Origin of the sequence: uncultured Algoriphagus sp., assembly GCF_963974835.1 — a bacterium.
Taxonomy (GTDB): Bacteria; Bacteroidota; Bacteroidia; order Cytophagales; family Cyclobacteriaceae; genus Algoriphagus.
The window spans coordinates 18,077-42,448 of record NZ_CAXBET010000004.1; the positions used below are offsets into that span (position 1 = coordinate 18,077).

The window sequence follows — 24,372 nt, forward strand, 5'->3', positions numbered from 1 at the left end:
AAGAGCTAAGGCTGGAAATAAAAGTATCTTTGAAGGAAATAATTTTTTAGAAATTAACCCTACACAAAATCAATTATGGATTTCATCAGATTAGTTCCTAATGTCTATTACAAGGACATTAATGACGGATTAAAGCTATTTATTGATTGCCTGGAATTTCGCGTTGGGCATGAAGAATTGAAGTCAGAAGACCCATTTTGTGTGATCGAGAAAAATGGCTTGCAGATGTACCTTTTTCAGCATGATAAACTCGCAAAGGAACATAATCCGGAGTTCAGAATTCAGACTACTGACATTGAAAAAGTATATGAAAAAATAAGTGCATCACATCCTGAATATCTACATCCCAATCTTAACAAAGTCACACTTCGCCCTTGGGGAGCAAAGGAATTCGCATTAAGGGATGCACAAGTTTGCATTATAATCCAACAATGGTAAATCCCAGTGCTACACCATCATTCTCGGTGTAGTTAGGCATTACGCTAAGTGTATTTTTCACTGCCCTTTATTTTCCTTATCAAGTTTTATTGTTGGAAAAAAGACTCAAAAATCGGATCAGTCCGAGCACCCCGAAGTCGGAAGGCACGAGGACCTTACAATTACGAAACTCGCATTTCCCAGGTCCTCAAGTTGACCACTAGTGGGATTTCAAAACAGATTCCCCCAATTCCATTATCTATGTTCACAGAATATTTAAGGCCCAAAGTGATACCCCAACTGTTGGTTTAAGCACCTTTTAAGACTTGTGAATTTAGCTTTCTGACTTGCCTCTTGTGTCTTCAATCTTATGTCTTGCTACTTGCTACTCTAATAACTACTCGCTCTTCAATGAATTCACTGGATTCGCTGTTGCAGCTTTGATCGACTGATAGCTGGTGGTAAGTAGGGCGATAACAATCGCAAAAACCCCCGCTCCCAGAAATACCTGCCAGCTTAGCTCCTGCTTAAACTCATAATCTTCCAGCCACTTTTGCATAACCCACCAAGCGATAGGTGAAGCAATTAGAAATGCGATTACTACCAGCTTTGCAAATTCCTTGGAAAGCAATACCACGATGCTTCCTATACCTGAGCCCAATACTTTTCGGATGCCTATTTCCTTGGTGCGTTGCTCCGCAGTAAAGGCTGTCAAGGCAAATAAGCCTAAGCAAGCAATCACTATTGCAAAGCCTGCAAAGATGCCAAATACTTTACCTAGACGGGTTTCGGAAGCATACATCTGACCAAATCTATCATCCAAAAAAGAATAGGTAAATGGTTGCCCCGGAGCCATTTCATTCCATTTTGCTTCTATGAAACTCACTACTTCATCGGTATTTTCTGAGTTGAACCTGAACGAAGCAATTCCCTCAGGCCTTTCGCTTAAGAAAATCATAACCGATCCTATATTCTCTTTCAGGGATTCAAAATTCAAGTTTTTCACCACTCCTACTACCGTCTTACTCCTTAGATGATCCAAGTTTGCAGTCTCATTATCGCCAGCCATGCTATTGATTTTTTGACCTATTGGATCGCCTATAAAGTTGAATTGCTTTGCCGCCGTTTCATTAATGATCACCGCAGAAGAATCAGAAGGAAAATCCATCGAGAAATCCCTTCCTTCAGCGATTTCCATACCCATAGTCTTCACATAATTGTAGTCCACCTCCCAGTTTTGAATGCTGACCATATTCTCGGTTTGCTTGGGATCCTTCCCTTCCACCCACCAAGGCGTATCAGATCTCCACGTTCCCGACACAGGCAGATACCCAGTAATGGTTCCGGACTCCATAATGGAATTTGACAAAATCTCCCGCTTGAAAGTCTCCGCCTGATCACCCAATGCATAGACGTCTTCCACCGTAATAATCTGCTCCTTATTGAAACCGATCTTCTTATTCTGAATGTAATTCAGTTGATTGAAAACAGCGATCGTGGCAATAACCAAAATGATTGATATCGCAAATTGGAAAACCACCAAAGAACTTCGAATCATGCCAGATTTCATTCCCATAGACACACTTCCTTTCAGAATGCTGATTGGCTTAAAGCCTGAAAGAAAAAATGCTGGGTAAACTCCTGCCAAAAGACCTGTTCCGATCGCTCCAATCAGGAGTATTCCATAGAAATTGAAATAGGAGAATGGCATCACAAGTTCTCTTCCTGCCAGATCATTGAAAAATGGTAGTAACAGAGCAACCAGTGGCACTGCGATCACAAAAGAAATAAAGCTGAGCAAAATGGACTCTATGAGAAACTGGCGAATCAAATGCGCACGAAATGAACCCATCACCTTTCTGATGCCTACTTCCTTGGCACGATTGGCAGATCTGGCCGTGGATAGATTCATGAAATTGATACAGGCAATCACCAGAATGAAGAGTGCCACTGCGACGAATAAATAGACGTAAGTGATATTGAAATTAGGCTCAAATTCCCCCATCAGGTCACTCTTCAGGTGAATGTCCAGCAGCGGCTGAAGATCGTATTCCATCTTGGCTCCATCAGCCATCATGGCATCCAAAGTCGCTCCCTCACCAAATAATCGCCCCAATTCCGGCTCAACATTCTTTTCGATAAGGGACATCAATTTTTGATTTAATGCCTCAGGATCCGCATCCTCCCGGATTTTCAAATAGGTCTGGAAATTATTGCTAAGCCAGGAAGTTGATTTTGCCTCCGGCAAGCCTTCCATTGAAAGTAAAAAATCAAAGTGGAAATGGCTGTTTTGGGGAATATCGTCGTAGACCCCAGTGATCCTAAAATTCATTTTATTATCCAAAATGAGAGTTTTGCCTATGGCACTTTCTCCTGGAAAATACTTCTCTGCAATACTCTTGCTTACCGCCATAGTGTTGGGCTCAGCCAAAACTCCATCCTTATTCCCTTCTAAAATCGGTGTTCCAAAAACATGAAAGAAGTCATTGCTAGCCCAGACTACACCATCTTCCTTGATGTTTTCATCTATTTCTTTTACCAGGTAAGATCCGCGTGTTCTAAAGTTGACAGCATATTCTACTTCCGGAAATTCCGCAGGAAGTGCCTCAGCCATTGGGGCCGGAGATTGAATCATATCCCAGTGGTTTCCTCCAAAAATGATATCGGCATGGATTCTATAGATCTGATCGGCATCTTTAAAATGCTTGTCGTAGGAGATCTCATTGATAACAAAAAGTGAGATAATCATGCAAACCGCCACTCCTACAGATAATCCCAGGATGTTGATGAAGGTGTAGAACTTATGCTTCTTTAGGTTTCTGATGGCGATTTTGAGGTAATTCTTAAGCATAGCAAATAGAATTTAGGGTTGACTATCCAGATATAGTAGTGTACCTATTCAGGATTTATGCCATTATAAAAAAGCTCACTTAGAGGCAGGAAAGCTGAGTTTTATATTTTTATCCATTCAAGTGCGTACAGTAACGTTCGCCTGCGGGCAAAGCTTTTAGATATTAAAGTCGACTAAAAAATGGAAGCTAAACAGATGTCAATCCTAGCGGAGTCGAGGACCGTTCTCTGCCCTGGCCCTTTAAGACAGATTAAGTCGTTTACCTTATATCGTGTCAGTCCGAGCGGAGTCGAGGATAATAATTTCACCTAAATTTAGAATAGCCTTCGATTTCGAGGCTCTCGTCTCTCAAGTGCTCAGCCTAACAACGACTTCCCACTTCCCTACTTCCTACTTCCAACCTCCCTTCTCACTCCGATCTCAAAGATTCCACAGGATTTGCCGATGCTGCCTTATAAGCCTGATAGCCCACTGTAATCAATGAAATCACAATTAAAAGCACACCCGATCCGGCAAATATCCACCAGCTCAAATCTGTTTGGAATGCGTAGGATTGCAGCCAGCTATTTGCGAAATACCAGGCTACCGGAACTGCGATAAGAATAGACACCAAAATCAAAGCGATGAAATCTTTGGAAACCAAGGTTAGAATACTGACCAAAGATGCCCCCATTACTTTTCTCACTCCTATTTCTTTCTTACGCTTCTCGGCAGTGAATGCCGCCAATCCAAATAACCCGAGACAGGAAAGGAATATGGCGGTGGTACCAAAGTATTTAGCCAAATCAGATACTCTTTGCTCGGAAGCATAAAGCGATTGATAGTCCTCATCCATAAAGGAGTAGCTCAACGGCTGTCCAGTAAATTTTTCATACACTTCAGTAATTCCTGCAATACTGGCATTTTGGTCATTTGATTCAATTCGCACCATTACCTTTTGGGCAAAACCTGGATCATATTTCAAAAAGGCAGGCTTAACTTCTTCCTTCAGGGATTCAAAATGAAAATCTTTTACCACCCCGATCACTTCCCTGTCCTCGCCCCACAGGTTGACGATTTGACCCACGGGATCTTGGAAACCTATGGTTTGTACTGCGGCTTCATTTAAAATAATCTTTTTCTCTTCTTCCCCAAATTCCGGAGAAAAAGCACGACCTGCAGCCATTTCAAAACCCATGGTTTCGATCAAGCCCATGTTGACCGTAATGTTTTCAAACTTCACCTGCTCCTCTTCGCTTTTTCCTTCCCAAGTCAAGCCAATTGTAGAACTCGCCAATCCTACCAGTGGGTGGGACAAGCTAGAAGCGTTACTCACGCCAGGTATTTTTTTGGCTTCCTCAAGATAGCTATCTAATTGGCTTGGAGCGATTCCAGAAGCATTCAGCTCCAATAAGTGAGCTTGATTATATCCCAAATTTTGGTTTTGGATATAATTCATCTGCTTACTCAAAACGGTAATTCCGATTATCAGTAAAAGTGAGATAGAAAACTGAAATACTACCAGACCTTTTCTCGCCAACAGCTCTCCGAAACTCCCTTTTAGATTGGATTTCATGACTTCTACTGGCTTAAACTTGGACAGGTAAATTGCTGGGTAAATTCCTGCCAATAACCCTGTAAAAAACCAGATACCTAATAAAATCAAAACGATATCGGGCTTTAAGCTAAGCGATAAAGTCTTGGTCGTAACCTGATTGAAAAATGATTGCAGCAGAAATGTAACCAATATTGCCAGCAGCATCGCAAAAAATGTAAGTACTAAGGACTCGGTGATAAACTGTGTAAAAAGCCCACCACGGCTTGCTCCCATGGTTTTCTTCACACCAATTTCTTTCAGCCTACTCATGGATTTAGCTGTAGTCAAATTCATAAAATTGATGCAGGCAATGATCAGGATAAAGACTGCAATGGCAGAAAATATTTTCACATAGCTGATTCTTCCCCCGGCTACTTTTCCGTCTTCATAAGTACCGTATAAATAGGTATCACCAAAAGGCTGTACAAAAACCGAAACATTGGAAGACTCACTTTTTTGCTTAATAAAATCTGAGATCTGTGCATTTAAATCCGCTACGTCAGTTCCTTCTTTGAGTAAAACAGCTGCGGAAGCATTAAAATTATCCCAATGTGCTCCATCCCCAAGCATTTGTCTGAAAAAAGGGAATGCAAGCAGGAAATCAGGTTTCACCACATCGAGATTCCCAAAATCCTTATAAATGCCTGCAATTTCCACTTCATTTTTAAAATCAAAAACCTGCCATTTCAGAGATTTGCCTATTGCCAGTTGCGGACTTCCAAAAAGTTTATTGGCCAGCGTTTCTGAGATGGTGATTGCATTGATATCAGTGAGTGCTTTTTCCGGATTTCCAGCTACAAAATTTACATCGAAAATCTGAAAATATTCCTGGTCTACAAAGTACCCATCCCCATTCATTTTGGTATCTCCCTGCTCAAAAGAAACTCCTTCAATAAAAGGCGAAATAGCAGTGGCTGCTTCCACCTGAGAAAGTTCGGCACCCATAGCCTCTGCCATTTCAGCTGGTGTATACGGAATGGTGACGATTCCAGTGGAATTATCATGATTCGTCATCACCTGATAAATCTGATCAATCTTAGTATGATAACGATTCGTGCTCAGTTCATCCTTCACCCAAAGCATAATCAGTATCACGGTACACAGTCCTATGGTCAACCCAAATAGATTGATCGCAAAAATATTCTTGGACTTCATGAAACTTCGGAAGGCAAGTAGGATCTGGTGGCGGAGCATGGGAAGTTGGGGGGGTTAATTTAAGTTAAACGTGCTGAATTTGCTTGATGTCCGATGTCCGGTGCCCGATGTAAACACCCGACACCAGACATCTAACATCGGGCAATATCAAACATGAAACTGCTCCCTGATATTCTCAGTTACCACTTTACCATCAAATAGGTTGATAGTTCTGTGAGCGTAGTTAGCATCATGCGGAGAGTGGGTTACCATTACTATGGTCGTTCCTTCATTATTCAGTTCTTCTAATAGACGCATTACTTCTTCACCGTTGGTGGAATCCAAATTACCTGTAGGTTCATCGGCAAGGATCACAGACGGCTTGGCTACAATTGCTCTGGCAATAGCCACACGCTGCTGCTGACCACCGGAAAGCTGCTGAGGGAAGTGGTTTCTTCTGTGCATGATGTTCATACGGGTAAGCACCTCTTCAACTCTTGTTTTACGCTCGTCTGAAGGAATTTTCAGATATAGCAATGGAAGCTCAACATTTTCAAATACAGTCAGTTCGTCGATCAGGTTAAAGCTTTGGAATACAAAGCCGATATTTCCTTTTCTGAGTGATGAGCGCTGTCTTTCAGAGAATTTAGCCACTTCATGTTCAAGAAAGTGATACTCTCCATCATCCGGATTATCCAGCAATCCTAGGATATTCAGCAATGTGGACTTACCACAACCTGAAGGGCCCATGATAGCGACAAACTCGCCTTTTTTGATTTCGATCTGGATGCTATCCAAAGCAGTTGTCTCTACCTCTTCGGTAGCGTACATTTTTCTGAGATTAACGGTTTTGATTACGTTCATATTTGTTATTGTTAGATGTCTGATGTCCGGTGACCGGTGTGGTTTGGACCTCCGTTGATGATTAGATTACTATTTTTTGTTTGATGTCGGATGACCGATGTCGGGTGCCAGATGTTGGTTGAACCTCCATTATTATTTATAAATTTGCTATTATTTAATATCAAATCACCTCTGCGTTTCAAAGCAATTCATTTCTATCTAATTAATCTTTGATTTGAAAGATTGCATCATGTTCATTAGATGAAAAGCCTCAGCATATAGTTTAGTAAACTGTTCTTTATCTATATATTTTCTTCTTTCTGCTTTATGTAAGCAAGTCACTACTTCAGCCAATGAGCGTATCGCATAACCCAAGAATTTCTTGTATTCTGGGTTACTTTGTGAGATCGATCCTTCAGCAATATTTAAAGCAATGGAATCCGCCGCACGCCTTATCTGTGAAATCAAGTTATATATCTCGTCCTTATGGAAATCCTTTGATACACTGAAAATATCTTCTCCATAATCCATGGCCTTTTGCCATATTTGAAGCTTTTCGAATTTAAAGTGCGGCACATATTCTTCCATGGCTCTATATTTTAAGACAAGAAATCATAATTTAGACTTCTGACTTCCAGCATCAATCACCAAACATCTGACACCGATCACCTTACTTCAGCCCCCAACATCGGACATCCGGCATCGAACACCCAACATCACTTCAAATCCAAAATCTCATTCTTCCCAAAATTCTCGTACCCAGAGATGATGACTTTTTCACCTTCTACCAAGCCTTCCAACACTTCATAATATTCAGGGTTTTTATTCCCTAGGCGGATATTTCGCTTTTCTGCATTTCCGTCTGAATTGATCACGAATACCCAGTTTCCTCCAGTATCCTTGAAGAATCCACCTGTTGGGAGGAGTAAGCTCTGCTCACTGTCACTCAACTGCAATCTGATTCTTACACTTTGTCCTCTTCTGATTCCCTGTGGACTTTCTCCGGTAAACCTCATATCCACTTCAAATCGACCGTTGGTAATCGTTGGGTAGATCTTCGTGATTTCAAGTTCATGATCCTTGCCACTCAAAGTAAACTTTCCTCTTAGGCCACGGCCGATTCTTGGTAAGTACAATTCATCGATTGGCACTCTCACTTTAAATTCATCCTGCACATCGATCTGACCATATCGCTCACCTGAGTTGATCGCCTGACCTACTTCGATTTGTTCCATTGCCAGCTGACCTGCTATAGGAGCTTTGATCACCAAACCATCCAAGATCTGCCCAACACCATTCAGAGAAGCATTCATTCTGCTTTCCGACTGGCGAAGTTGCGCCAACTGATAGGATCTGGCTATGGAGTCACTCTTATATGATTTATAAGTCAGTTCCTTCCTTTTCAAATTGTATTCATATTGTTCTGCCACTTCTTCGTATTCACGGTCCGAAACCAATTTCTTCTCATGAAGCTCCTTGAATCTTTTGTACTGTGGCTCCAGCAAGCTGATCTGATAATCTATCTCTGCCAATTGTCCTTGCTGACTCAAATCATTTTGATCCAGAAAAAGTCTCGTCTGACGTAGGTTGTTGATTTGCTCATAAAGCATGGTTTCGCGCTGCATCACGTCCAATTGCAAGTTGGAATTGGCCATAATCAAAATCGTATCTCCTACTTCCACTACCGCTCCTGATTCACGTACAATCTCAGCTACCATACCGCCTTCGACTGCATCGAGAAAGAAGGTCTGCGCAGGTTCGATCTGTCCAGATACTAATATATAATCGGTAAACTCCCCTTTTGAAACTGTCGCGATACTCAACCGGTCTTTCTCCACATTCATAGTGGAGCGATGATCTGCGTATCCGATTTGATAAACAATTCCGGCGACTAAAATGACACCGCCTACAATCCAGGCGATTCTTTTAGGGGTCCAGGTTTTCTTAGCTATTTTTCTATCCATTGTGTGTAAATGCCATTTTCGGGCTATTGCCATTATGCCAAATGGTATGCCATGCAAAAAATCGCCCATACAAGCCTGTTTCGTTGATTTATCAAAAATCAGAAGCAAGGCTCGCGAACATTTTCGTCCGCAAGCGAACAAAATAATTCAAAGTCGACTATTTTTTTCCTAACTTATAATCCTGCCCAGTTTCATTAAAACATGCTCAGATTGTCCGAAATCAAACGTTTTGAGTCAAATTTATTTGCTCTGCTTTTTCGGTATGCTTTTGGAACAAGGGGCAATAACACGAAGGATGTTTTTCCGCATCCGAACAAATTATTTTACTTATGAGTGAGCAACGTACAGGCAAGATTCTAATTGTAGATGACAACGAGGACCTATTAAAGGCAGCAAAGATTTTTCTAAAGCGGCATTTTTCCCAAGTGGATACGGAGACCAATCCAGACTTACTTCCTATCCTCACGCATAATGAATCTTACGATGTGATCCTTCTCGACATGAACTTCACCAAAGATGTGAGTTCGGGACAGGAAGGATTCTATTGGCTGGATAGGATTTTGGAACTTGATCCTTCGGCAGTTGTGGTTTTGATCACTGCCTATGGAGATGTGAATCTCGCGGTAAAGGCTATCAAGGAAGGAGCCACTGACTTTGTGCTGAAACCTTGGGAGAATGAGAGATTGCTTGCTACGCTAAATTCTGCCTTGCAGCTTCGCAAAAAGAAAATGGAAGTTGATCTGCTTAGGGATCAGAAGCAAACTATGCAGGAGGACATCGATAATAAGTTTAAGGACATTATCGGACAAAGTGATTCCATGCAGAAGGTGTTTGAGACGATCGAGCGTGTGGCGGTCACCGATGCGAATGTGTTGATTTTGGGAGAAAATGGCACCGGCAAAGAATTGATAGCAAGAGCTATCCATAGACATTCGAGAAGAAATAGAGAAGCTTTTGTGGGAGTGGATTTAGGTTCGATTACCCAGACGCTTTTTGAATCAGAGCTTTTCGGGCATAAAAAAGGATCATTTACCGATGCAAAAGAAGACCGCGCAGGAAGATTTGAGCAGGCTCACAAGGGCACGCTTTTCCTGGATGAGATAGGAAATCTTCCGCTAGCGCTTCAGTCCAAGCTTTTGGCAGCGCTTCAAAATCGTCAGGTAACCCGGGTAGGAGCAAATAGACCAGTGGATGTAAATATTCGCTTGATTTCCGCTACCAATATGCCGATCCATAATATGGTGTATGAAAATGGCTTCCGTCAGGATTTACTTTATAGAATCAATACCATAGAAATCCAGCTTCCGCCTCTTCGTGAGCGTGTGGAAGACATTCCTCTTTTGGCAGACCACTTCATTACTTTTTACTCTAAAAAGTATAATAAAGACATCCGGAAAGCTTCCGAGCCACTTGTGAAGCGCATGACCAAGTACCACTGGCCAGGCAATATCCGTGAATTACAACATAGCATAGAACGGGCAGTGATCATGTCCAATCATAATGTGCTGCAACCCGAAGATCTGTTTTTGCAGAAAATGGCTCAGCCTGAGCGTCAGGATGAATCAGTAAGTTTGGAGCATTTGAATATCGAGGATGTAGAGCGTATTTTGATTAGAAAGGCGCTGCAAAAGCATAACGGGCATATCACCAGAGCAGCGGAAGAACTTGGACTAACCCGCTCATCACTCTATCGCAGACTGGAGAAATATGGTTTATAAGCGGTTTTCTTTTGGAGTAGGCCTTAGAATTTTCGGAATAATCCTCAATCTCTACCTCGCCCTTTGGCTTTATTACAGCCAGAACCTTTGGCTTGCGCCTGGGATCTTGGCACTGATTGCATTGCTCCAGATTGGAGAGATGATCTATTATGTGAACTCCATCAATCACAAGCTTGCAAGATTTCTGGATTCAATCCGATATGCGGACTTTTCCAGTTCCTTCACATCTGATAGCAAAATGGGCAACTCCTTCCGTGAGGTAAACACTTCTTTCAATGAGGTGATGGACGTATTTAAGCAAACAAGGGCTGAAAAGGAAGAGCAGATGCTGTTCCTTCAGGTAATCATTCAGCATATCAATACAGGTATTATTTCATTCAATGATGCCGGGAAAATCGGTGTAATCAATAACGCTGCAAAGCATTTACTACAAATCCCGCAGTTTCGGGATATCACAGATTTGGGTAAGCTTTCTCCCAAACTTTTGGAAGAGGTGATGGAGATGAAGCCCGGCCAGCGTATTTCCAAAAAGGTAAATCTCTCACTGCATTTGATCATACAATCCACTTCATTGAAGATGGGTGGACAAAGCTGGACCTTGCTTTCTCTGCATAATATCAATGCAGAACTTCAGTCCAACGAACTGGAGGCTTGGCAGAACCTGACCAAGGTACTTCGTCATGAAATCATGAATTCCATCACTCCGATCTCCAGTTTGGTGGAATCCCTTCGTACCATTTTGGATGAGGATAGCTACGTGCAGCAAGAAGGTTTTCTTATCAAAAGGGATGGATTTATGGACATGCAGGAAGGTCTAGACACCATCGCCAATCGAAGTAAAGGTTTGGTAAATTTCGTAAATGCTTATCGGGACTACACCAATATTCCAGCTCCGAAAAAAGTGATCATGCCTGTAAGCCAGCTCTTTGAGAATGTGCTTAATTTGATGAAAGAGGATTTGAAAGCAGCTCGGGTGAAGATCGAGACTAAGATCTATCCAGTCGATCTGGAAATACACTGTGACCCGGATCAGATCACCATGATCTTGATCAACTTGGTGAAAAATGCTTCTGAATCCCTGCAAAATCAAGCTGATCGTACCATTTGGCTATCATCGATTGGACAAGGGGATTTAGGCTTGATGATTCAAGTTGAAGATTCAGGACCAGGAATTATTCCTGAAGCACTGGAGCGGATTTTCGTTCCTTTTTATTCTACCAAAAAGACAGGAAGCGGTATTGGACTGGCAATATCCAGACAGATTATGAACCTCCACAAGGGTAGTCTGGAAGTAACCTCAATTCCTAATGAGCGGACGATTTTCACGATGAATTTCAGGTAAACTCTATCTCTGTTTCTATTTTCGAAAGGAAGATATATAAGCTAAATTGTCATTCTATAAGATTATATAGTTAGATTTTTAAACACGAAAAAGCCTCTGAGATCGAATGATTTCAGAGGCTTTTATTTCTAGTCAAGCTTCTGGAAAAGCATGACACCTATAATCTCAAACTACTCAAAACTTATACATAGCTGTCATTCCAAACGTAGCCGGATTACCCAAATGTGATGGGCCGAAATTGTAAGCGTAATCTATGTAAGTTTTGTCAAAGATATTTTTAGCCCAAACTGTCAGTTTTATTGTGTCTGAAACCACCCCAAACTTGGCATTTACAATTTGAAAAGCATCTTGGCTAATTGTATTTTCAAGATTGAAATACTGCTCTCCAAAATACAACCACTCCCCTCTTACCATCCAATCCAACGTACTGGAATTGAAAAACTGAGGAGTCCACTGTGCTGCTACCATGGAAGTAAACTCAGGGGTAAAAATCTGTCTGTTGCCTGAGTAATCGACTTCTCCGGATTCTCCAGGAAGCATCAGCTTATCAAAAGTCGCATGGGTATATCCAAAACTCCAGTCTATGCTCAGATTATTGGTAGGAATGGCATTGATTTCCCACTCAATTCCGGTACTTGTCAAATCACCGGCATTCTGCGTTACCACTATGGCATCTGGCAGGATCAAGCCCGGCACTTGCACATCTGAAATGGTTGTGATGAATGCGGATACATTCACTCTCATCCTACGGTTAAAAAAGTAGTTTTTACTCCCAATCTCAAAGTTGTTGGAGAATTCAGGTTCGTAAGCAAATAAAGGCGGATTGCTTGGATCAGAACCTATCTGTGTCAATCCCCCTGGCCTAAAACCGCGGCTATAACTTCCGTATATTTCATTGGTATTCGCCAGCTGATAGGCCAGTGCGAGCTTTGGTGAAATGGCATTGTAATCTACATTTCCAGTGGTATCAGGCTGAGTCACCATAGGATCTCCCTGTCCAAAATCCAGTTCCTGAGAAACGGTCAATTCTTTTTTCTCATAATCAGATCTTAAGCCTGCAGTAACTTTCAACTTATCAGTTAGGCTATAAGTGGCCTGACCGAAAAAGGCGAAACCATAGCCAGTTGCGATATTTGTATTGATAGTGGTGAAATTGGAAATCGGCGATCCCACCAAAGCAGCATCATCACCAAAATATACCCCTTGACGAGTCGGAGCATCAGAGGTGAACCCGAAGAAGCCCACTTGCCAATTCAGCTTCTGACCCATATTTGTAGAAGCCAATCTGAATTCCTGAGTCCAAACAGACACCGTATTCCAATCTTTTCCATAGTCATTTACGATTGACACTCCATCAATTGGTGAAAAATCCCCATCAATAGGTGTTTTATAGTAACGGTAATTATTTTGGTAGGCTGTCTGGGAAGAGAAATTGAATCTTGGGCCAGAGTTCTTGATGACCAAAGAGATATTTTGGCTATTATCCACCATTTCAGTAGTAGCATTTTGATTGACTTCAAAAGGATTCTCTATAGCAGAATCGGGGTCTGGAGCTAAAGAGAATGGGCCTCTGTTTCTACCAGAATTACTTTTAAAATTGACTATTGCCTCCCAGTTATTTGCAAAAAGGTAATTCACGTTACCAGCAAACAGAAAGTTCTTTTGCTTATCGAAATCACTGTCATCGAATAGATTGGTATAATATCCATCCAGTTTGTCAGTCAGAATTGAAAATCCAGCATACAGCTTTTGAGGAAGCACCATCGTCTTCACTCCTGCTGCAAACCTGCTAAATCCGTAATTCCCATTATCAGTCCGGATGAAACCGGATAACTCATCAGACTTTGGTTTGGTGATAATGTTCATCACTCCGCCCATGGCATTCCTACCATAGAGCGTACCTTGTGGACCTCTGAGTACTTCTATTCTTTCCACATCATTCAGCAGGAAGAAATAGGTGTCCAGCCCAAACTGATTTACTCCATCCACATAAGTTGCCACTGCCGGCTCGTAGGAAGTAGTGGTGATGCCACGCACGGAAATCACGTTTCTGTTATCTCCGGGATTGGAAGAATACAGATTAGGGATATATCCCCGAAGGTCTTTGGTCTGCCAAAGGTTCATCTCCTCCACCTTGCGGTCGTCGATTGCGGATACACTAAAAGGGACTTTTTGAAGGTTTTCAGTTTCTTTTTGAGCCGTCACCATTACCTCTCCCAGTTGGGTTTCAGGAATGGTATCGCTGGATTGGGCAAAAGAAATTTGTGAAGTAAAACTAAGTCCGGCTAGCAGAAATAGCTTCACCAGGTTTTGGGTATTAATTTGAAGCATAAAAGTATTGGTACAGTTTCAGCGGCAAATTTAAGGCTTAGATGCTAATGATCACCGCAATCAAAAACTAATTCTTACTCATTATACTCATCTTGGATAGCAATCTTATATTTTCTCAAAAGTCATTTTTACTATCCCTCTAACCTGCATCTCAAAACTAAAATGTATTACCAGTCGATTTGAGGTTAATTCGCGAATCTCATAATATTCCATCCGGTCGTCGGCATTTTTAAGTTGAAGTATGTTTCCTCTTCCCTTAAGTTTCCAATTCAATATACTTGTTTGATCCAAAGCATGCATCTTTAACGATTCTCTGTCATCGAATTCCAATATCTCAGCATTATGGAAAATGATGGTTTCAGAAAGCTGCTGGTTAAAATTCGCTGTAGTTCTATAGTCTAAATCAGAATTTACAAAACTGTCGACTTTCTCATACTCACAAGACACTTCTTTCCAACCGCCAAGTATTTTTGATTCAGGGCTTTCCTGAAATGAAATCAGAGTCAAATATAGGGTGATCACTAGAGTAAAAATTTTTGGATTAGTGATCTTGACCTTCATACTAATGACTGAACTTAATGCGCTGATTGCGCACGGATAAAAAATAAGGAAGAGAGCTCATCTTTCCGCTCTGAGCTTTCTGATGGGAAAAGTTTGTTCCAGTCGATTTTCTGGACACGCAACTTACTTTTTAGAAAAAATCTGCTGAGATCGAAACTATTCCTATTCTTAAACTGATTTGTCCGATTCACCGGCAAATATGCCTCGTCGATTTGATTGCCATCCAGATAATTCTCAAATGCAGCCTGGCTGGTGCCATTGAATAAATCAATGTCCATAGACTCCAGAATGCTCTCAAACTTGCTTCTCAAAATCCTACAGCTTGCTTGAAATTCAGGGGTCTCGAGCTGACTTAGGACTTTATGCTTGGAATAAAACAACAATTCAGTAATGGAGGTGGAATTGAAGATTCCATGGATCAAGATCAATTTAACTCTGCCTTGCTCATCTTGATTTGCCTCTAACGCTATCTTCGCGGTGATCAGGGATTTTACGGAAAAATCAGTGGGGATTAGAATCGTCTTAGCCATTTTCCTGCAATTAATTTTACAAGAATAAAAGTATGGGCTAGGTATTAGAATGATTTAAGGATGAGATTAAGATCACATTAGATAATCACTCCTCAGATTAAAATAAGATTAAAGTTCAAAGTTGCCTAAGGGCAAATGAATCTCCACAGATGTTCCTTTGCCCAATTGCGATGTAATTATCAGTTTCCCCCCGTGAAGTCTGACAATGTTTCTTGCGAGAGGAAGACCAATGCCATAGCCTTCATGGTTGCCCGTATTTGATGCTCGGAAATATGGATCAAAAATGTATTCCATCTCATCAGGTGGTATACCTATTCCATTATCCTTGACTATGATGATAATGTCTCGTTCTACCACTCCCAACCCAATATTTACAGGAGTACCATTGGAATACTTACACGCATTTAAAAGTATGTTAGAAACTGCCAAATGCAATAATTGCTCATTACCTAAAACTTTCAAAAGCAGTGGATTTTCAGGTAACAAACTAAAATCAAGTTGAATTTTCGAATTGGTTTGAATACCCCCTACCGTTTCTTTTACATCCAACACCAGCTGATCAATTCTAACCTTACCAAATTTTTGCCGCTTACCGTCGAAACCCGTCTGAGCCAGTAGAAGTAATGCCTGGGTTTTCTTGTGAAGTTTCTCTGCCTCCTCCAGGATTGCCTTCATGGACTCTATGTATTCTAAGGGCTCTCTGATCCGGGAAAGAGTCACGTCGGCCTCTCCTATAATGGAAGTAAGAGGAGTATTCAGTTCGTGTGATGCATTACTGATGAAATTTTTCTGTGTTTCAAAAGATGTCTCCAATCGATTAAGCATATCATTGAAGGTCTGGGTAAGTTCCCGGATGGAATCATTGCTATCTGGCACCTCCAATCTCATGTGCAGGTTTTCCAGACCGATTTTTTTCGTCTTTTTAATTATGTTTTGAATCGGCTCAATAATCTTTCTGGAAAACATGATCGAGAAGACTACGATCAGTAAAAAAGCTATCGCCAAAGAGGTAAGGATTAGATTCCTTAGATAAGATAAATGGTGCGTAGAAAAGTAGTTTTCTGCCGAGAAGATTATCAAGTGCTCCCGCCCGTCAGCCGTTTTGTAAATCGTCCCATAGTAAAAAGTATTTTGGGAGTTATAAGTAGAAATACCTTTGTCGAGAATTTGAGTGAGGAAGTTTTTAGAATACTCATTTATCCGAAGATCATCCAATACATCCTTTCGGGATATATCCTCTAAAATGACATGCTTTTCATTTGGAAGAGTTTCCAGATAATCCTGGCGGAGTTGCTGAACTTCGGTATTATCACTTTGGGATTCAAGTTCAATTTTTGCCGTGGCAATTGCCCTGATTTCAAGTCTCTTGTAAAAATCAGTAAAAGAAAATCGAGAGATCGAATAATAGATAAAGCCACTAAAAAGAAGTGTATAACCTAGAAAAGCTGTAAGTAAAATATAGACAATTTTATTTTGAAGCTTCATTATTCTTCTTTTAGTACATAGCCCATTCCGATTACTGTATGAATCAATTTTTGCTCCCCGTATTTATCCAATTTCTTCCGAAGGTAATTCACATAAACATCGACGACATTTGTACCCATATCAAAGTTCACTCCCCATACTTGGTCAAGAATTTCTATTCGGGAAAGAACTTTTCGAGGAGACTTAATAAACATCAGTAGCAAACGAAACTCAGTGGATGTTAAGGATAATTCATGGCTATTCCGAAAAACTGTTTTTTCCGTATCGTCTATTACTAGATCAGCAAAAGTGTAGACTTCGTTTTCCACTTTGGATCTCACGCCATCTTGGCCGGTTCGTCTCATTAGTGTCTTGATCCGGGCTAAGAGTTCTATGAACTTGAACGGCTTGACTAAATAATCATCCCCTCCAGAGTCAAGTCCCAAAACGACATTTTCAGTACTTCCCATGGCGGTAAGAAAAAGTATCGGAATATTTTTATTGGCTGAACGGATCTGTCGGCAGACCTCCAAACCATTCATGCCAGGAAGCATGATATCCAATATTATTAAGTCGATTGTATGATGTAAGGCAAATTCAAGCCCAAGATTCCCATCAGTTGCCAATTCCACCTCAAACCCATTTTCATTGAGCCCCTTGGAAATAAAGCTACAGACACGGGCATCATCTTCAACTAATAGAATCCTTTTCAATATTTGATTAAGTTAAATTAAATTGAAAATGCAGTAAAAATCCTTATGATTCAACTTTAAGAGCTAATTGCCTTAAAATAAAATACTTACAATTCGGAATATTATTAAATATGTGTATTCGTTTTTCTACCAGAACAATGAACATCTAAAGAATTAAACCTCTTATTTAATGTATATCAGAAAAGCAGATCTGGAAAAGGACTACGAACGGGTTTGGGAGATATTCCGCCAAGTTATTTCAACCGGTGACACGTACGTTTTTGATCCAAAAACTCCCAAAGATTCCTTGCAAATGAATTGGTTTGCAGACTATATGGAAACATTTGTGGCAGTGAACGAACAGGGTGAATTACTGGGAACTTACATTATAAAACCTAACCAGATTGACTTAGGTAACCACATAGCCAACTGCAGCTACATGGTAAATCCACACCATCAAGGAAAAGGAATAGGCAGAATGCTATGTGAACATTCCATACAGTTTGCCAGGGACAAAGGATTTCTGGGAATCCAGTTTAATATTGTCGTGAGCACCAATACCCGGGCGGTTTCACTTTGGAAGAAATATGGATTTGAGATTATCGGTACCACACCCAAAGGTTTTAGACATCAGACTCTTGGACTGGTGGACACTTATATTATGTATAAGAATCTGCTGTAGACATAGAAAGTCCTCAACTTAATTTTCCCTCCAAAAAATTTCTCAATCCCTCAAGCGGCAAAACTTCGGAAGGTTTACCATCATTGACGACTTTCCCTTGCTTCAAAAGAAGCACTCTTTCTGACATTTTGATTACCTCGATCAGGTCATGGCTGATCATTAGAGTAGTCAGTCCATACTCTTGGTGAACTTTTAATATGTAATCCTGTAATTTGGATTGCATTTCCGGATCCAAGGCTGAAAGTGGCTCATCCAGCAAAAGTATTTTTGGCCTTCTGACGAGCGCACGCGCCAATGCAACTCGCTGCTTTTGTCCTCCTGAAAGTTGCGCAGGTCGCTGAGTAGTCAAATTATTTAGCTCTATTAATTCCAGAAGCTCTTCTATTATTGTTCGGGATTGGCCCTTTTCCAATGCAAATTCTAAATTTTGCCTAACTGACATGTTGGGAAAAAGCGAATAGTCCTGAAAGACCATTCCAATATTTCTCTCCTGAGGTTTCAAATTAATCTTTAGCTCAGAATCAAACCATACCTTATCGCCAACTCTAATACAGCCTGATTCTGGGAGAAGTAAGCCTGCTAGAATCCTGAATAAGCTGGTTTTCCCAGCTCCGGAAGGTCCATAAAGCGTCACAAATTCACCTTCCTGGATCATCGTATTTACGTCCAAACCCATTTTTCCTTCCGGCCCCAAAAGTTTTTTTTCAATCCTGAATTCAATCATATCGGATAGGAAGTTTGAAAACTGCGGTTGTTCAATAGATAAACACCCAAAAGCACCAAAAATGAGAAGATCAGCAAGATTGCTGAATACATATTAGCTCCGGAATAATTCATAGCTTCTACCTGATCATAAATAGCGATAGATATCACCCGAGTCTCCTGCGGAATATTTCCACCAATCATCAAAACAACTCCAAATTCCCCGATGGTATGTGCAAATGTCAGAATGCAACCTGTCAAAATGGAATTTTTCATATTGGGAAGAATAACTTTTCGAAGCGTAATAAATTTACTTTTTCCCAGAAGATAAGCTGCCTCTGACAGATTTTTAGGCACCGAGCGAAACCCACTCTGAAGAGGCTGAACCATGAAAGGCAAACTATAGATCATAGAGGCGATGACCAATCCGGGAAATGAAAATACCAGTCGGATATCAAAGTACTCTTCGAAAAATCTACCTAACCAATTTTCAGGGCTGAAGAAAATCAGCAGATAAAAGCCTAATACCGTGGGTGGTAATACTAAAGGTAGCCCTACCAATGCTTCGACGAAAACTTTTCCCCGCCCAGGATGATAGGCAAGCCAATAAGCAAGTGGCCCTCCAATCAAAAATAACAAAGCTGTTGTGGTGATTGCGAGCTTTAGGCTGAGATAGAACGGTTCGAAATCCAACATCAATTCAGGGTTTGGTAAACCCAAAATAAGACAAAATATCGACAGCCTTTTTCCCCTTCATAAAATTGAAAAAAGATTCAGCCAGCTCATTTCCTTTAGCTCTTAGCGTAATGATTGCTCCCTGAAGCAACGGGTCATGGCTGGACTCAGGAATTAAATAGTACTTTCCTCCCAATTGCTTCATAGTAGGTGAAAGTGCCAATGATAAGGCTATGATCCCAATGTCTGCTGCTCCGGTGGTCACAAACTGGGCCGTCTGAGAGATATTTTCACCAAGTACCAATTTGTCTTTGATCTGGTCATGCAGCTTGTAAAATGTCATGGATTCCATCGCCCGCTTACCATACGGGGCATGCTCGGGATTTGCAATTGCGACTTTTCGAATTGATGAAGCAAGGAGAGCATTCATCCCATCCTTGGTTGGGTCCAATCTTTTACTCCAAATCACAATTCTTCCAATTCCATAAGGATATACTTCAGAGGCTGCAAATCCTTTCTCTTTTAATAAGTCCGCATAACTGATATCCGCCGAAAAATATAGATCGAACGGAGCGCCATTTGAAATCTGCTCATATAGCTTTCCTGAAGAACCATAGGTAACATTGACCGCTCTGCTGTCTTCCTTATTGAAAACCTGGATAATGGAATCCAAGGCAAATTTTAAGTAGGAAGCAGCTCCAATCAGAATTCTATTGGAATTTTGGGCAAATGAATGACTGGCAAAAAATGTAAGCAGTACGATTACAGCGATTTTCTTAATCATAAGTTAAACTATAAATCTCACGGGAAAAGTACCCAGATTGTAGTCAATTCTCTAATTCAAAGGGTTGAGTTTTTAACTTTTGATGCTACTATGCTGGTTTCATATATAGTAATAATGTTCCAAATGCTCCGTAGGATCACTAACCTGAATTAAATAATTAATATTAGTTACCATGAATTCTTACTGAGCCGGTGCTACCGCACCATTATCAATCCAGGTCAACCATGCTTCTTTGAATTCCTTATAACTAAGGGGAGGTAATTCTCTGTCTCCGCCCATTGTCCAGCCTTCTTTGACCAACCCGTCATTGACGTGCTCTTTGAGTTCTTCCATATCCTTATGTCCATTTGTCTCCGGATCAACTAACTGAAGTGCGAGTTCTCTGGGGGATTTTCCTTCAAAGACCATTTTCATATCTGCAGGAGGTAGATGCCAATCGGGGTTTCCAGGAGGCGTGTGATCACCTGACACTCCTTCCGGTGCATGGCAATTGGAACATTTGAGTGTCAAAATCCCTTTGCCATCAACACCTCTCATTGGTGACATAGTATGCAGTTTTTGTTCGTCACCCTGTAACGGAATATCACCTGCAGGATGGCAATTCATACAGCGGGGACTCATCAGCACTTTATAGACATTTTCAAAAGCCTCAAGAGACTTAACTTCCTCGGCTTTCAACTCGGTTGCTGAGTTTCCTTGTCTATTTTTAAAAGAATATCCAGAGAAAATCAACAATCCGACGAGGACCAAATTTGTAAGTAAGAGTAGTCTGTTTCTGACTAGTGTTGGCGGAATTTTTTTGGAAGGTTTCATAAAAATTAGTGGTTGAATTCAGGAATTATTAACAATAGTCATTCCATTAGAATATTCAGTCATTCAGGTCTTTACGTCATAAAAACTCAAGAGTGAATGGTATTATCAAGAATAAACAACCGCTAAGAACGAATATATTTCCCCACTTCACTTTAAATCAAACGAACCGATAAAGTTGCCAAAGCAATCGGGTAGCTTACAGCAACTTAACTGGATAGAGCTTATTTCCTATCAAAACCTTATTGGACTGTACTTCATCGATATGCTTCAAAATGATAATAAACGTTTGGTGAATCCTTACAAATTTTCTCGGCAACGCATTGGCTATGCTGGTTAGGGAAACCTGTGACATTGCCTTTCTGGTTCAGTTGAAAGGATAAGTGAATTTAGAAGCCTTTTAAATAACTCAATTCGGTGGCAGAAAATGCCTTTCATTTGAATTTCGTAAGCAAGATTCCTTGTAAATAATTAATTTAGAGACAAATACAATACTTATGGCACAGTACACCTTAAATATCAATGGCAAATCCCTTCAGGTTGATGTAGATCCAAATACCCCTCTATTATGGGTTTTAAGAGATCATCTAGACTTGGTGGGCACCAAATTCGGCTGCGGAATCGCGCAATGTGGCGCTTGCACGGTACACATAGATGGAGATGCAGTACGCTCATGTTCTTATCCTGTAAGCGTAATTGAAGATAAAAAGGTAGTCACGATAGAAGGATTGTCCGAAAAGGGCGATCATCCGGTGCAAAAAGCCTGGCTTGAGCATGATGTCCCTCAGTGTGGCTATTGTCAGTCAGGACAAATAATGACCGCAGCATCCTTATTGGCTCAAAATCCCAATCCCACTGATGAGGAAATCTCTTACGCGATGAACGGAAACATTTGCCGCTGTGGCACCTACACCAGAATCAAGGCAGCCGTGAAAACTGCCTCAAAATCACTTTAATCCTCTGAAATATGACATTAATTGATAAAAAATTAAACAGAAGATCATTCCTGAAAGTCTCCACATTGGCTGGAGGAGGAATGATGCTGAGCTTCAGTTGGCTGGCAGGTTGTAAACCAACCCCTGAAGAGGTGTTGACTATGCCGGAAGAGTGGTTTAAAATCAATAGCTACATTAAAATTGGTGAAAATGGAGTGGTTACTTTATTCAACCCTAATCCTGAATTTGGTTCAAACGTAAAAACCTCTCTTCCTATGCTTCTGGCTGAAGAGTTGGATGTAGACTGGAAAAATGTATTGATAGAGCAAGCCGATTTTTATCCTGAGCGTTTTGACCGTCAATTCACCGGAGGAAGCCAGGGAATCCGCTCAGGTTGGAAACCATTAAGAACTGCTGGCGCCACTGCAAGACATATGATCGTCAATGCTGCTGCCAAGACCTGGAATGTACCTGCGGGAGAGATCACCACCAGTGCCGGAATAGTTGAACATAAAGGTTCGGGTAAAAAGGCTGGCTATGGAGAAATGGCTTCCTTGGCAGGAACAATGGAAGCTCCTGATCCAGAAACAGTTCAACTCAAGGACATTAATGAGTTCAAGATAATAGGCAACTCTAAAAAGAATGTGGACGGTGCCAAAATCGTCACCGGAAAACCGATGTACGCTTTGGACCATAAAGTAGAGGGCATGAAATATGCCGCTATAGTTCATCCACCAGCTTTTGGAATGAAGTTAAAATCATTTGACAAGAGCTCTGTGACTTCCTTACCTGGAATTCAGGATGCCTTTGAAATCAATATTTTTAAAGAGGACTATAATAGAAACTTCTTTGATACTACCACCTTTCCAGAGATCATCGCCATTGTAGGCAATAGCACATGGGAAGTGATGCAGGCCAAAAAAGCGTTAAAAGCTGAATGGGAAAAAGCTCCCGTGAGTAATTTTAAAATGTCCGGATGGGGTGGGGATGTATCAGATGTGACTGTTCCATCTGGATTAGAAAGCTCCACTACGCACAAGGAGAAGATGGCTGAGTACATCACCAAACCTGGAAATGTACTTCGAAAAGACGGAGATCCGGAAGGTGCTTTCAAATCCGCTGCCCGTGTCCTTGAACGAACCTACTCTGCGCCGTTTTTGGCCCATAATACCATGGAGCCGATGAATTGCTTTGCTGATGTAAAAGGTGACAAGGCAACCATCTTTGGGCCAACACAAGCGCCGGAATTAATTATGGGAACGCTTTCTAGCAGTCTTGGGATAGCTCCTGAAAATATCCAGATTAACCTCGCTAGAATGGGTGGTGGATTTGGCAGAAGAGCCTATAGTCACCATTTTGTAGAAGCTGCTTTGATTTCCCAGAAGATCCAGACTCCGGTGAAAATGGTGTATACCCGAGAAGATGATATGAGTGCAGGTGTTTATAGACCTACCTATTCGGCTACTTACAGAGCTGCTTTGGACGAAAATAACAACTTACTTGCGCTTCATGTAAAAGCAGGTGGAATTCCTGAATCCCCTATTCACGCGAATAGATTCCCTGCTGGAGCGATTGACAATTACCTGGCCGAAGGATGGCAGATCGAATCCAATATTACTATCGGGGCATTCCGGGCCCCAGGATCCAACTTTATTGCCGGTGCAGAACAAAGCTTCTTGGATGAATTAGCAGAGGAAATGGGAAAAGATCCCATTGAATTCCGTCTCGAATTGCTGAAAAGAGCTGAGACAAATCCTGTAGGAAAAGATAATGACTACGATCCTAAGAGATATGCGGGAGTGTTGGAATTAGTAAGAGAAAAGTCCAATTGGTCAACGGTTCCAAATGGCATTTCAAGAGGTGTTTCTGCCTACTTCTGCCATAATTCCTATGTAGCTGAAGTCATAGATGTGAGCATCAAAGACAATCAGCCAGTAGTGGAAAATGTATTTGCAGCAGTAGACTGTGGCATTGTAGTCAATCCTGATGCAGCGGCAAATATGGGTGAAGGAGCGATTGTAGATGGAATCGGAAATGCTTTCTATGGAGAAATGGCCTTAAAAGAGGGAGTTCCAACAAAGACTAATTTCGATAAATACCGCATGATTCGACACAGTGAGGCACCGAAGAATATAGAGGTTCATTTCGTAGAGAATAATGAAGATCCTACCGGATTGGGCGAGCCACTCTTCCCCCCTGTGTTTGCCGCATTGGGCAATTCACTTTATAAAGCAACTGGCAAGCGGCTATATGACCAGCCATTCCAGCCTCAGATCATGCAGATGGAAAATCTAAGAATGTAATAGTGAATTTATAAATCCATTATAAGGCTCAATACTTTGAAAGCAAAAAGGCTAAGAA

Annotated in this window: 21 protein-coding genes; 6 read left to right on the top strand and 15 right to left on the bottom strand. The window is 41.2% G+C overall.

The features are described from left to right. The first annotated feature begins 75 nt into the window (after positions 1–75). Positions 76–438 carry a hypothetical protein gene (locus tag AACZ73_RS10085; RefSeq protein ID WP_339877503.1) on the top strand — a complete coding sequence of 121 codons (363 nt, stop codon included), beginning with the start codon at positions 76–78 and terminating at the stop codon, positions 436–438. Positions 439–814: 376 nt separating this feature from the next. On the opposite strand, the gene AACZ73_RS10090 is transcribed toward AACZ73_RS10085, so the two are convergent. From AACZ73_RS10090 to AACZ73_RS10110, 5 genes are all read right to left on the bottom strand, one after another. Beyond that, positions 815–3,268, bottom strand: a complete 2,454-nt coding sequence (locus tag AACZ73_RS10090) for an ABC transporter permease (RefSeq protein WP_339877505.1) — start codon at positions 3,266–3,268, stop codon at positions 815–817. 409 nt (positions 3,269–3,677) lie between these two features. Then, on the bottom strand, positions 3,678–6,038 hold the full coding sequence (locus AACZ73_RS10095; RefSeq protein WP_339877507.1) for an ABC transporter permease: 2,361 nt from the start codon (positions 6,036–6,038) through the stop codon (positions 3,678–3,680). A 108-nt stretch (positions 6,039–6,146) separates the two neighbouring features. Further along, positions 6,147–6,842, bottom strand: coding sequence for an ABC transporter ATP-binding protein (locus tag AACZ73_RS10100; protein WP_339877509.1), 696 nt, complete (start codon positions 6,840–6,842; stop codon positions 6,147–6,149). 198 nt (positions 6,843–7,040) lie between these two features. Then, positions 7,041–7,409 (bottom strand): four helix bundle protein, encoded by a 369-nt coding sequence (locus AACZ73_RS10105; protein WP_339877511.1) that lies wholly within the window; start codon positions 7,407–7,409, stop codon positions 7,041–7,043. Between the two features lie 128 nt (positions 7,410–7,537). Next, the gene (locus AACZ73_RS10110; protein ID WP_339877512.1) at positions 7,538–8,854 is read right to left on the bottom strand and encodes an efflux RND transporter periplasmic adaptor subunit; all 1,317 of its coding nucleotides are present in this window, start codon (positions 8,852–8,854) and stop codon (positions 7,538–7,540) included. A gap of 260 nt (positions 8,855–9,114) precedes the next feature. On the opposite strand from AACZ73_RS10110, the gene AACZ73_RS10115 reads away from it, so the two are divergent. After that, entirely contained in the window at positions 9,115–10,503 is a 1,389-nt protein-coding gene (locus AACZ73_RS10115; RefSeq protein ID WP_339877514.1) for a sigma-54 dependent transcriptional regulator, read from the top strand. Next, positions 10,493–11,845, top strand: coding sequence for an ATP-binding protein (locus tag AACZ73_RS10120; RefSeq protein WP_339877516.1), 1,353 nt, complete (start codon positions 10,493–10,495; stop codon positions 11,843–11,845). The genes AACZ73_RS10115 and AACZ73_RS10120 overlap by 11 nt, the downstream gene beginning before the upstream one ends. A 174-nt stretch (positions 11,846–12,019) precedes the next feature. Here the strand turns inward: AACZ73_RS10120 and AACZ73_RS10125 are convergent, their stop codons facing one another. From AACZ73_RS10125 to AACZ73_RS10145, 5 genes are all read right to left on the bottom strand, one after another. After that, positions 12,020–14,176, bottom strand: coding sequence for a TonB-dependent receptor (locus AACZ73_RS10125; RefSeq protein ID WP_339877518.1), 2,157 nt, complete (start codon positions 14,174–14,176; stop codon positions 12,020–12,022). A gap of 105 nt (positions 14,177–14,281) precedes the next feature. Then, positions 14,282–14,737 (bottom strand): hypothetical protein, encoded by a 456-nt coding sequence (locus tag AACZ73_RS10130; protein ID WP_339877520.1) that lies wholly within the window; start codon positions 14,735–14,737, stop codon positions 14,282–14,284. 14 nt (positions 14,738–14,751) lie between these two features. Continuing rightward, on the bottom strand, positions 14,752–15,267 hold the full coding sequence (locus tag AACZ73_RS10135) for a hypothetical protein (protein WP_339877522.1): 516 nt from the start codon (positions 15,265–15,267) through the stop codon (positions 14,752–14,754). A 108-nt stretch (positions 15,268–15,375) separates the two neighbouring features. Further along, positions 15,376–16,752 (bottom strand): HAMP domain-containing sensor histidine kinase, encoded by a 1,377-nt coding sequence (locus tag AACZ73_RS10140; RefSeq protein ID WP_339877524.1) that lies wholly within the window; start codon positions 16,750–16,752, stop codon positions 15,376–15,378. Further along, the gene (locus AACZ73_RS10145; RefSeq protein WP_339877526.1) at positions 16,752–17,444 is read right to left on the bottom strand and encodes a response regulator transcription factor; all 693 of its coding nucleotides are present in this window, start codon (positions 17,442–17,444) and stop codon (positions 16,752–16,754) included. Before AACZ73_RS10145 ends, AACZ73_RS10140 begins: the two co-directional genes overlap by 1 nt. Before the next feature lie 169 nt (positions 17,445–17,613). Here AACZ73_RS10145 and AACZ73_RS10150 point away from each other — a divergent pair, with 169 nt between their 5' ends. Next, a complete protein-coding gene (locus tag AACZ73_RS10150) occupies positions 17,614–18,105 on the top strand; it encodes a GNAT family N-acetyltransferase (RefSeq protein ID WP_339877528.1) in 492 nt (163 codons plus the stop codon). Positions 18,106–18,118: 13 nt separating this feature from the next. On the opposite strand, the gene AACZ73_RS10155 is transcribed toward AACZ73_RS10150, so the two are convergent. The 5 genes from AACZ73_RS10155 to AACZ73_RS10175 form a co-directional block, all read right to left on the bottom strand. Continuing rightward, on the bottom strand, positions 18,119–18,829 hold the full coding sequence (locus tag AACZ73_RS10155) for an ATP-binding cassette domain-containing protein (protein ID WP_339877530.1): 711 nt from the start codon (positions 18,827–18,829) through the stop codon (positions 18,119–18,121). Continuing rightward, complete coding sequence (modB, locus tag AACZ73_RS10160) at positions 18,826–19,503, bottom strand: molybdate ABC transporter permease subunit (RefSeq protein WP_339877532.1); 678 nt, start codon at positions 19,501–19,503, stop codon at positions 18,826–18,828. Before modB ends, AACZ73_RS10155 begins: the two co-directional genes overlap by 4 nt. A 4-nt stretch (positions 19,504–19,507) precedes the next feature. Beyond that, positions 19,508–20,266, bottom strand: coding sequence for a molybdate ABC transporter substrate-binding protein (gene modA, locus AACZ73_RS10165; RefSeq protein WP_339877534.1), 759 nt, complete (start codon positions 20,264–20,266; stop codon positions 19,508–19,510). A gap of 180 nt (positions 20,267–20,446) precedes the next feature. Continuing rightward, a complete protein-coding gene (locus AACZ73_RS10170) occupies positions 20,447–21,079 on the bottom strand; it encodes a hypothetical protein (RefSeq protein ID WP_339877536.1) in 633 nt (210 codons plus the stop codon). Between the two features lie 196 nt (positions 21,080–21,275). Further along, positions 21,276–21,431, bottom strand: a complete 156-nt coding sequence (locus tag AACZ73_RS10175) for a LytTR family transcriptional regulator DNA-binding domain-containing protein (RefSeq protein WP_339877538.1) — start codon at positions 21,429–21,431, stop codon at positions 21,276–21,278. A 142-nt stretch (positions 21,432–21,573) separates the two neighbouring features. On the opposite strand from AACZ73_RS10175, the gene AACZ73_RS10180 reads away from it, so the two are divergent. Together AACZ73_RS10180 and AACZ73_RS10185 are read left to right on the top strand one after the other, a co-directional pair. Beyond that, positions 21,574–22,032 carry a (2Fe-2S)-binding protein gene (locus AACZ73_RS10180; protein WP_339877540.1) on the top strand — a complete coding sequence of 153 codons (459 nt, stop codon included), beginning with the start codon at positions 21,574–21,576 and terminating at the stop codon, positions 22,030–22,032. A gap of 11 nt (positions 22,033–22,043) precedes the next feature. Next, positions 22,044–24,314: a molybdopterin cofactor-binding domain-containing protein gene (locus AACZ73_RS10185; protein ID WP_339877542.1), complete on the top strand. Its 2,271-nt coding sequence runs from the start codon at positions 22,044–22,046 to the stop codon at positions 24,312–24,314. Positions 24,315–24,372 lie beyond the last annotated feature (58 nt).

Coding starts and splice junctions, on each gene's coding strand:
- AACZ73_RS10095 (WP_339877507.1), bottom strand. CDS start 6,038: ATGCTCCGCCACCAGATCCTACTTGCCTTCCGAAGTTTCATGAAGTCC.
- AACZ73_RS10170 (WP_339877536.1), bottom strand. CDS start 21,079: ATGAAACCTTCCAAAAAAATTCCGCCAACACTAGTCAGAAACAGACTA.
- AACZ73_RS10130 (WP_339877520.1), bottom strand. CDS start 14,737: ATGAAGGTCAAGATCACTAATCCAAAAATTTTTACTCTAGTGATCACC.
- AACZ73_RS10135 (WP_339877522.1), bottom strand. CDS start 15,267: ATGGCTAAGACGATTCTAATCCCCACTGATTTTTCCGTAAAATCCCTG.
- AACZ73_RS10085 (WP_339877503.1), top strand. CDS start 76: ATGGATTTCATCAGATTAGTTCCTAATGTCTATTACAAGGACATTAAT.
- AACZ73_RS10185 (WP_339877542.1), top strand. CDS start 22,044: ATGACATTAATTGATAAAAAATTAAACAGAAGATCATTCCTGAAAGTC.
- AACZ73_RS10120 (WP_339877516.1), top strand. CDS start 10,493: ATGGTTTATAAGCGGTTTTCTTTTGGAGTAGGCCTTAGAATTTTCGGA.
- AACZ73_RS10110 (WP_339877512.1), bottom strand. CDS start 8,854: ATGGGCGATTTTTTGCATGGCATACCATTTGGCATAATGGCAATAGCC.
- AACZ73_RS10090 (WP_339877505.1), bottom strand. CDS start 3,268: ATGCTTAAGAATTACCTCAAAATCGCCATCAGAAACCTAAAGAAGCAT.
- AACZ73_RS10100 (WP_339877509.1), bottom strand. CDS start 6,842: ATGAACGTAATCAAAACCGTTAATCTCAGAAAAATGTACGCTACCGAA.
- AACZ73_RS10150 (WP_339877528.1), top strand. CDS start 17,614: ATGTATATCAGAAAAGCAGATCTGGAAAAGGACTACGAACGGGTTTGG.
- modA (WP_339877534.1), bottom strand. CDS start 20,266: ATGATTAAGAAAATCGCTGTAATCGTACTGCTTACATTTTTTGCCAGT.
- AACZ73_RS10155 (WP_339877530.1), bottom strand. CDS start 18,829: ATGATTGAATTCAGGATTGAAAAAAAACTTTTGGGGCCGGAAGGAAAA.
- AACZ73_RS10140 (WP_339877524.1), bottom strand. CDS start 16,752: ATGAAGCTTCAAAATAAAATTGTCTATATTTTACTTACAGCTTTTCTA.
- AACZ73_RS10105 (WP_339877511.1), bottom strand. CDS start 7,409: ATGGAAGAATATGTGCCGCACTTTAAATTCGAAAAGCTTCAAATATGG.
- AACZ73_RS10175 (WP_339877538.1), bottom strand. CDS start 21,431: ATGTCACAGGTTTCCCTAACCAGCATAGCCAATGCGTTGCCGAGAAAA.
- AACZ73_RS10180 (WP_339877540.1), top strand. CDS start 21,574: ATGGCACAGTACACCTTAAATATCAATGGCAAATCCCTTCAGGTTGAT.
- modB (WP_339877532.1), bottom strand. CDS start 19,503: ATGTTGGATTTCGAACCGTTCTATCTCAGCCTAAAGCTCGCAATCACC.
- AACZ73_RS10125 (WP_339877518.1), bottom strand. CDS start 14,176: ATGCTTCAAATTAATACCCAAAACCTGGTGAAGCTATTTCTGCTAGCC.
- AACZ73_RS10115 (WP_339877514.1), top strand. CDS start 9,115: ATGAGTGAGCAACGTACAGGCAAGATTCTAATTGTAGATGACAACGAG.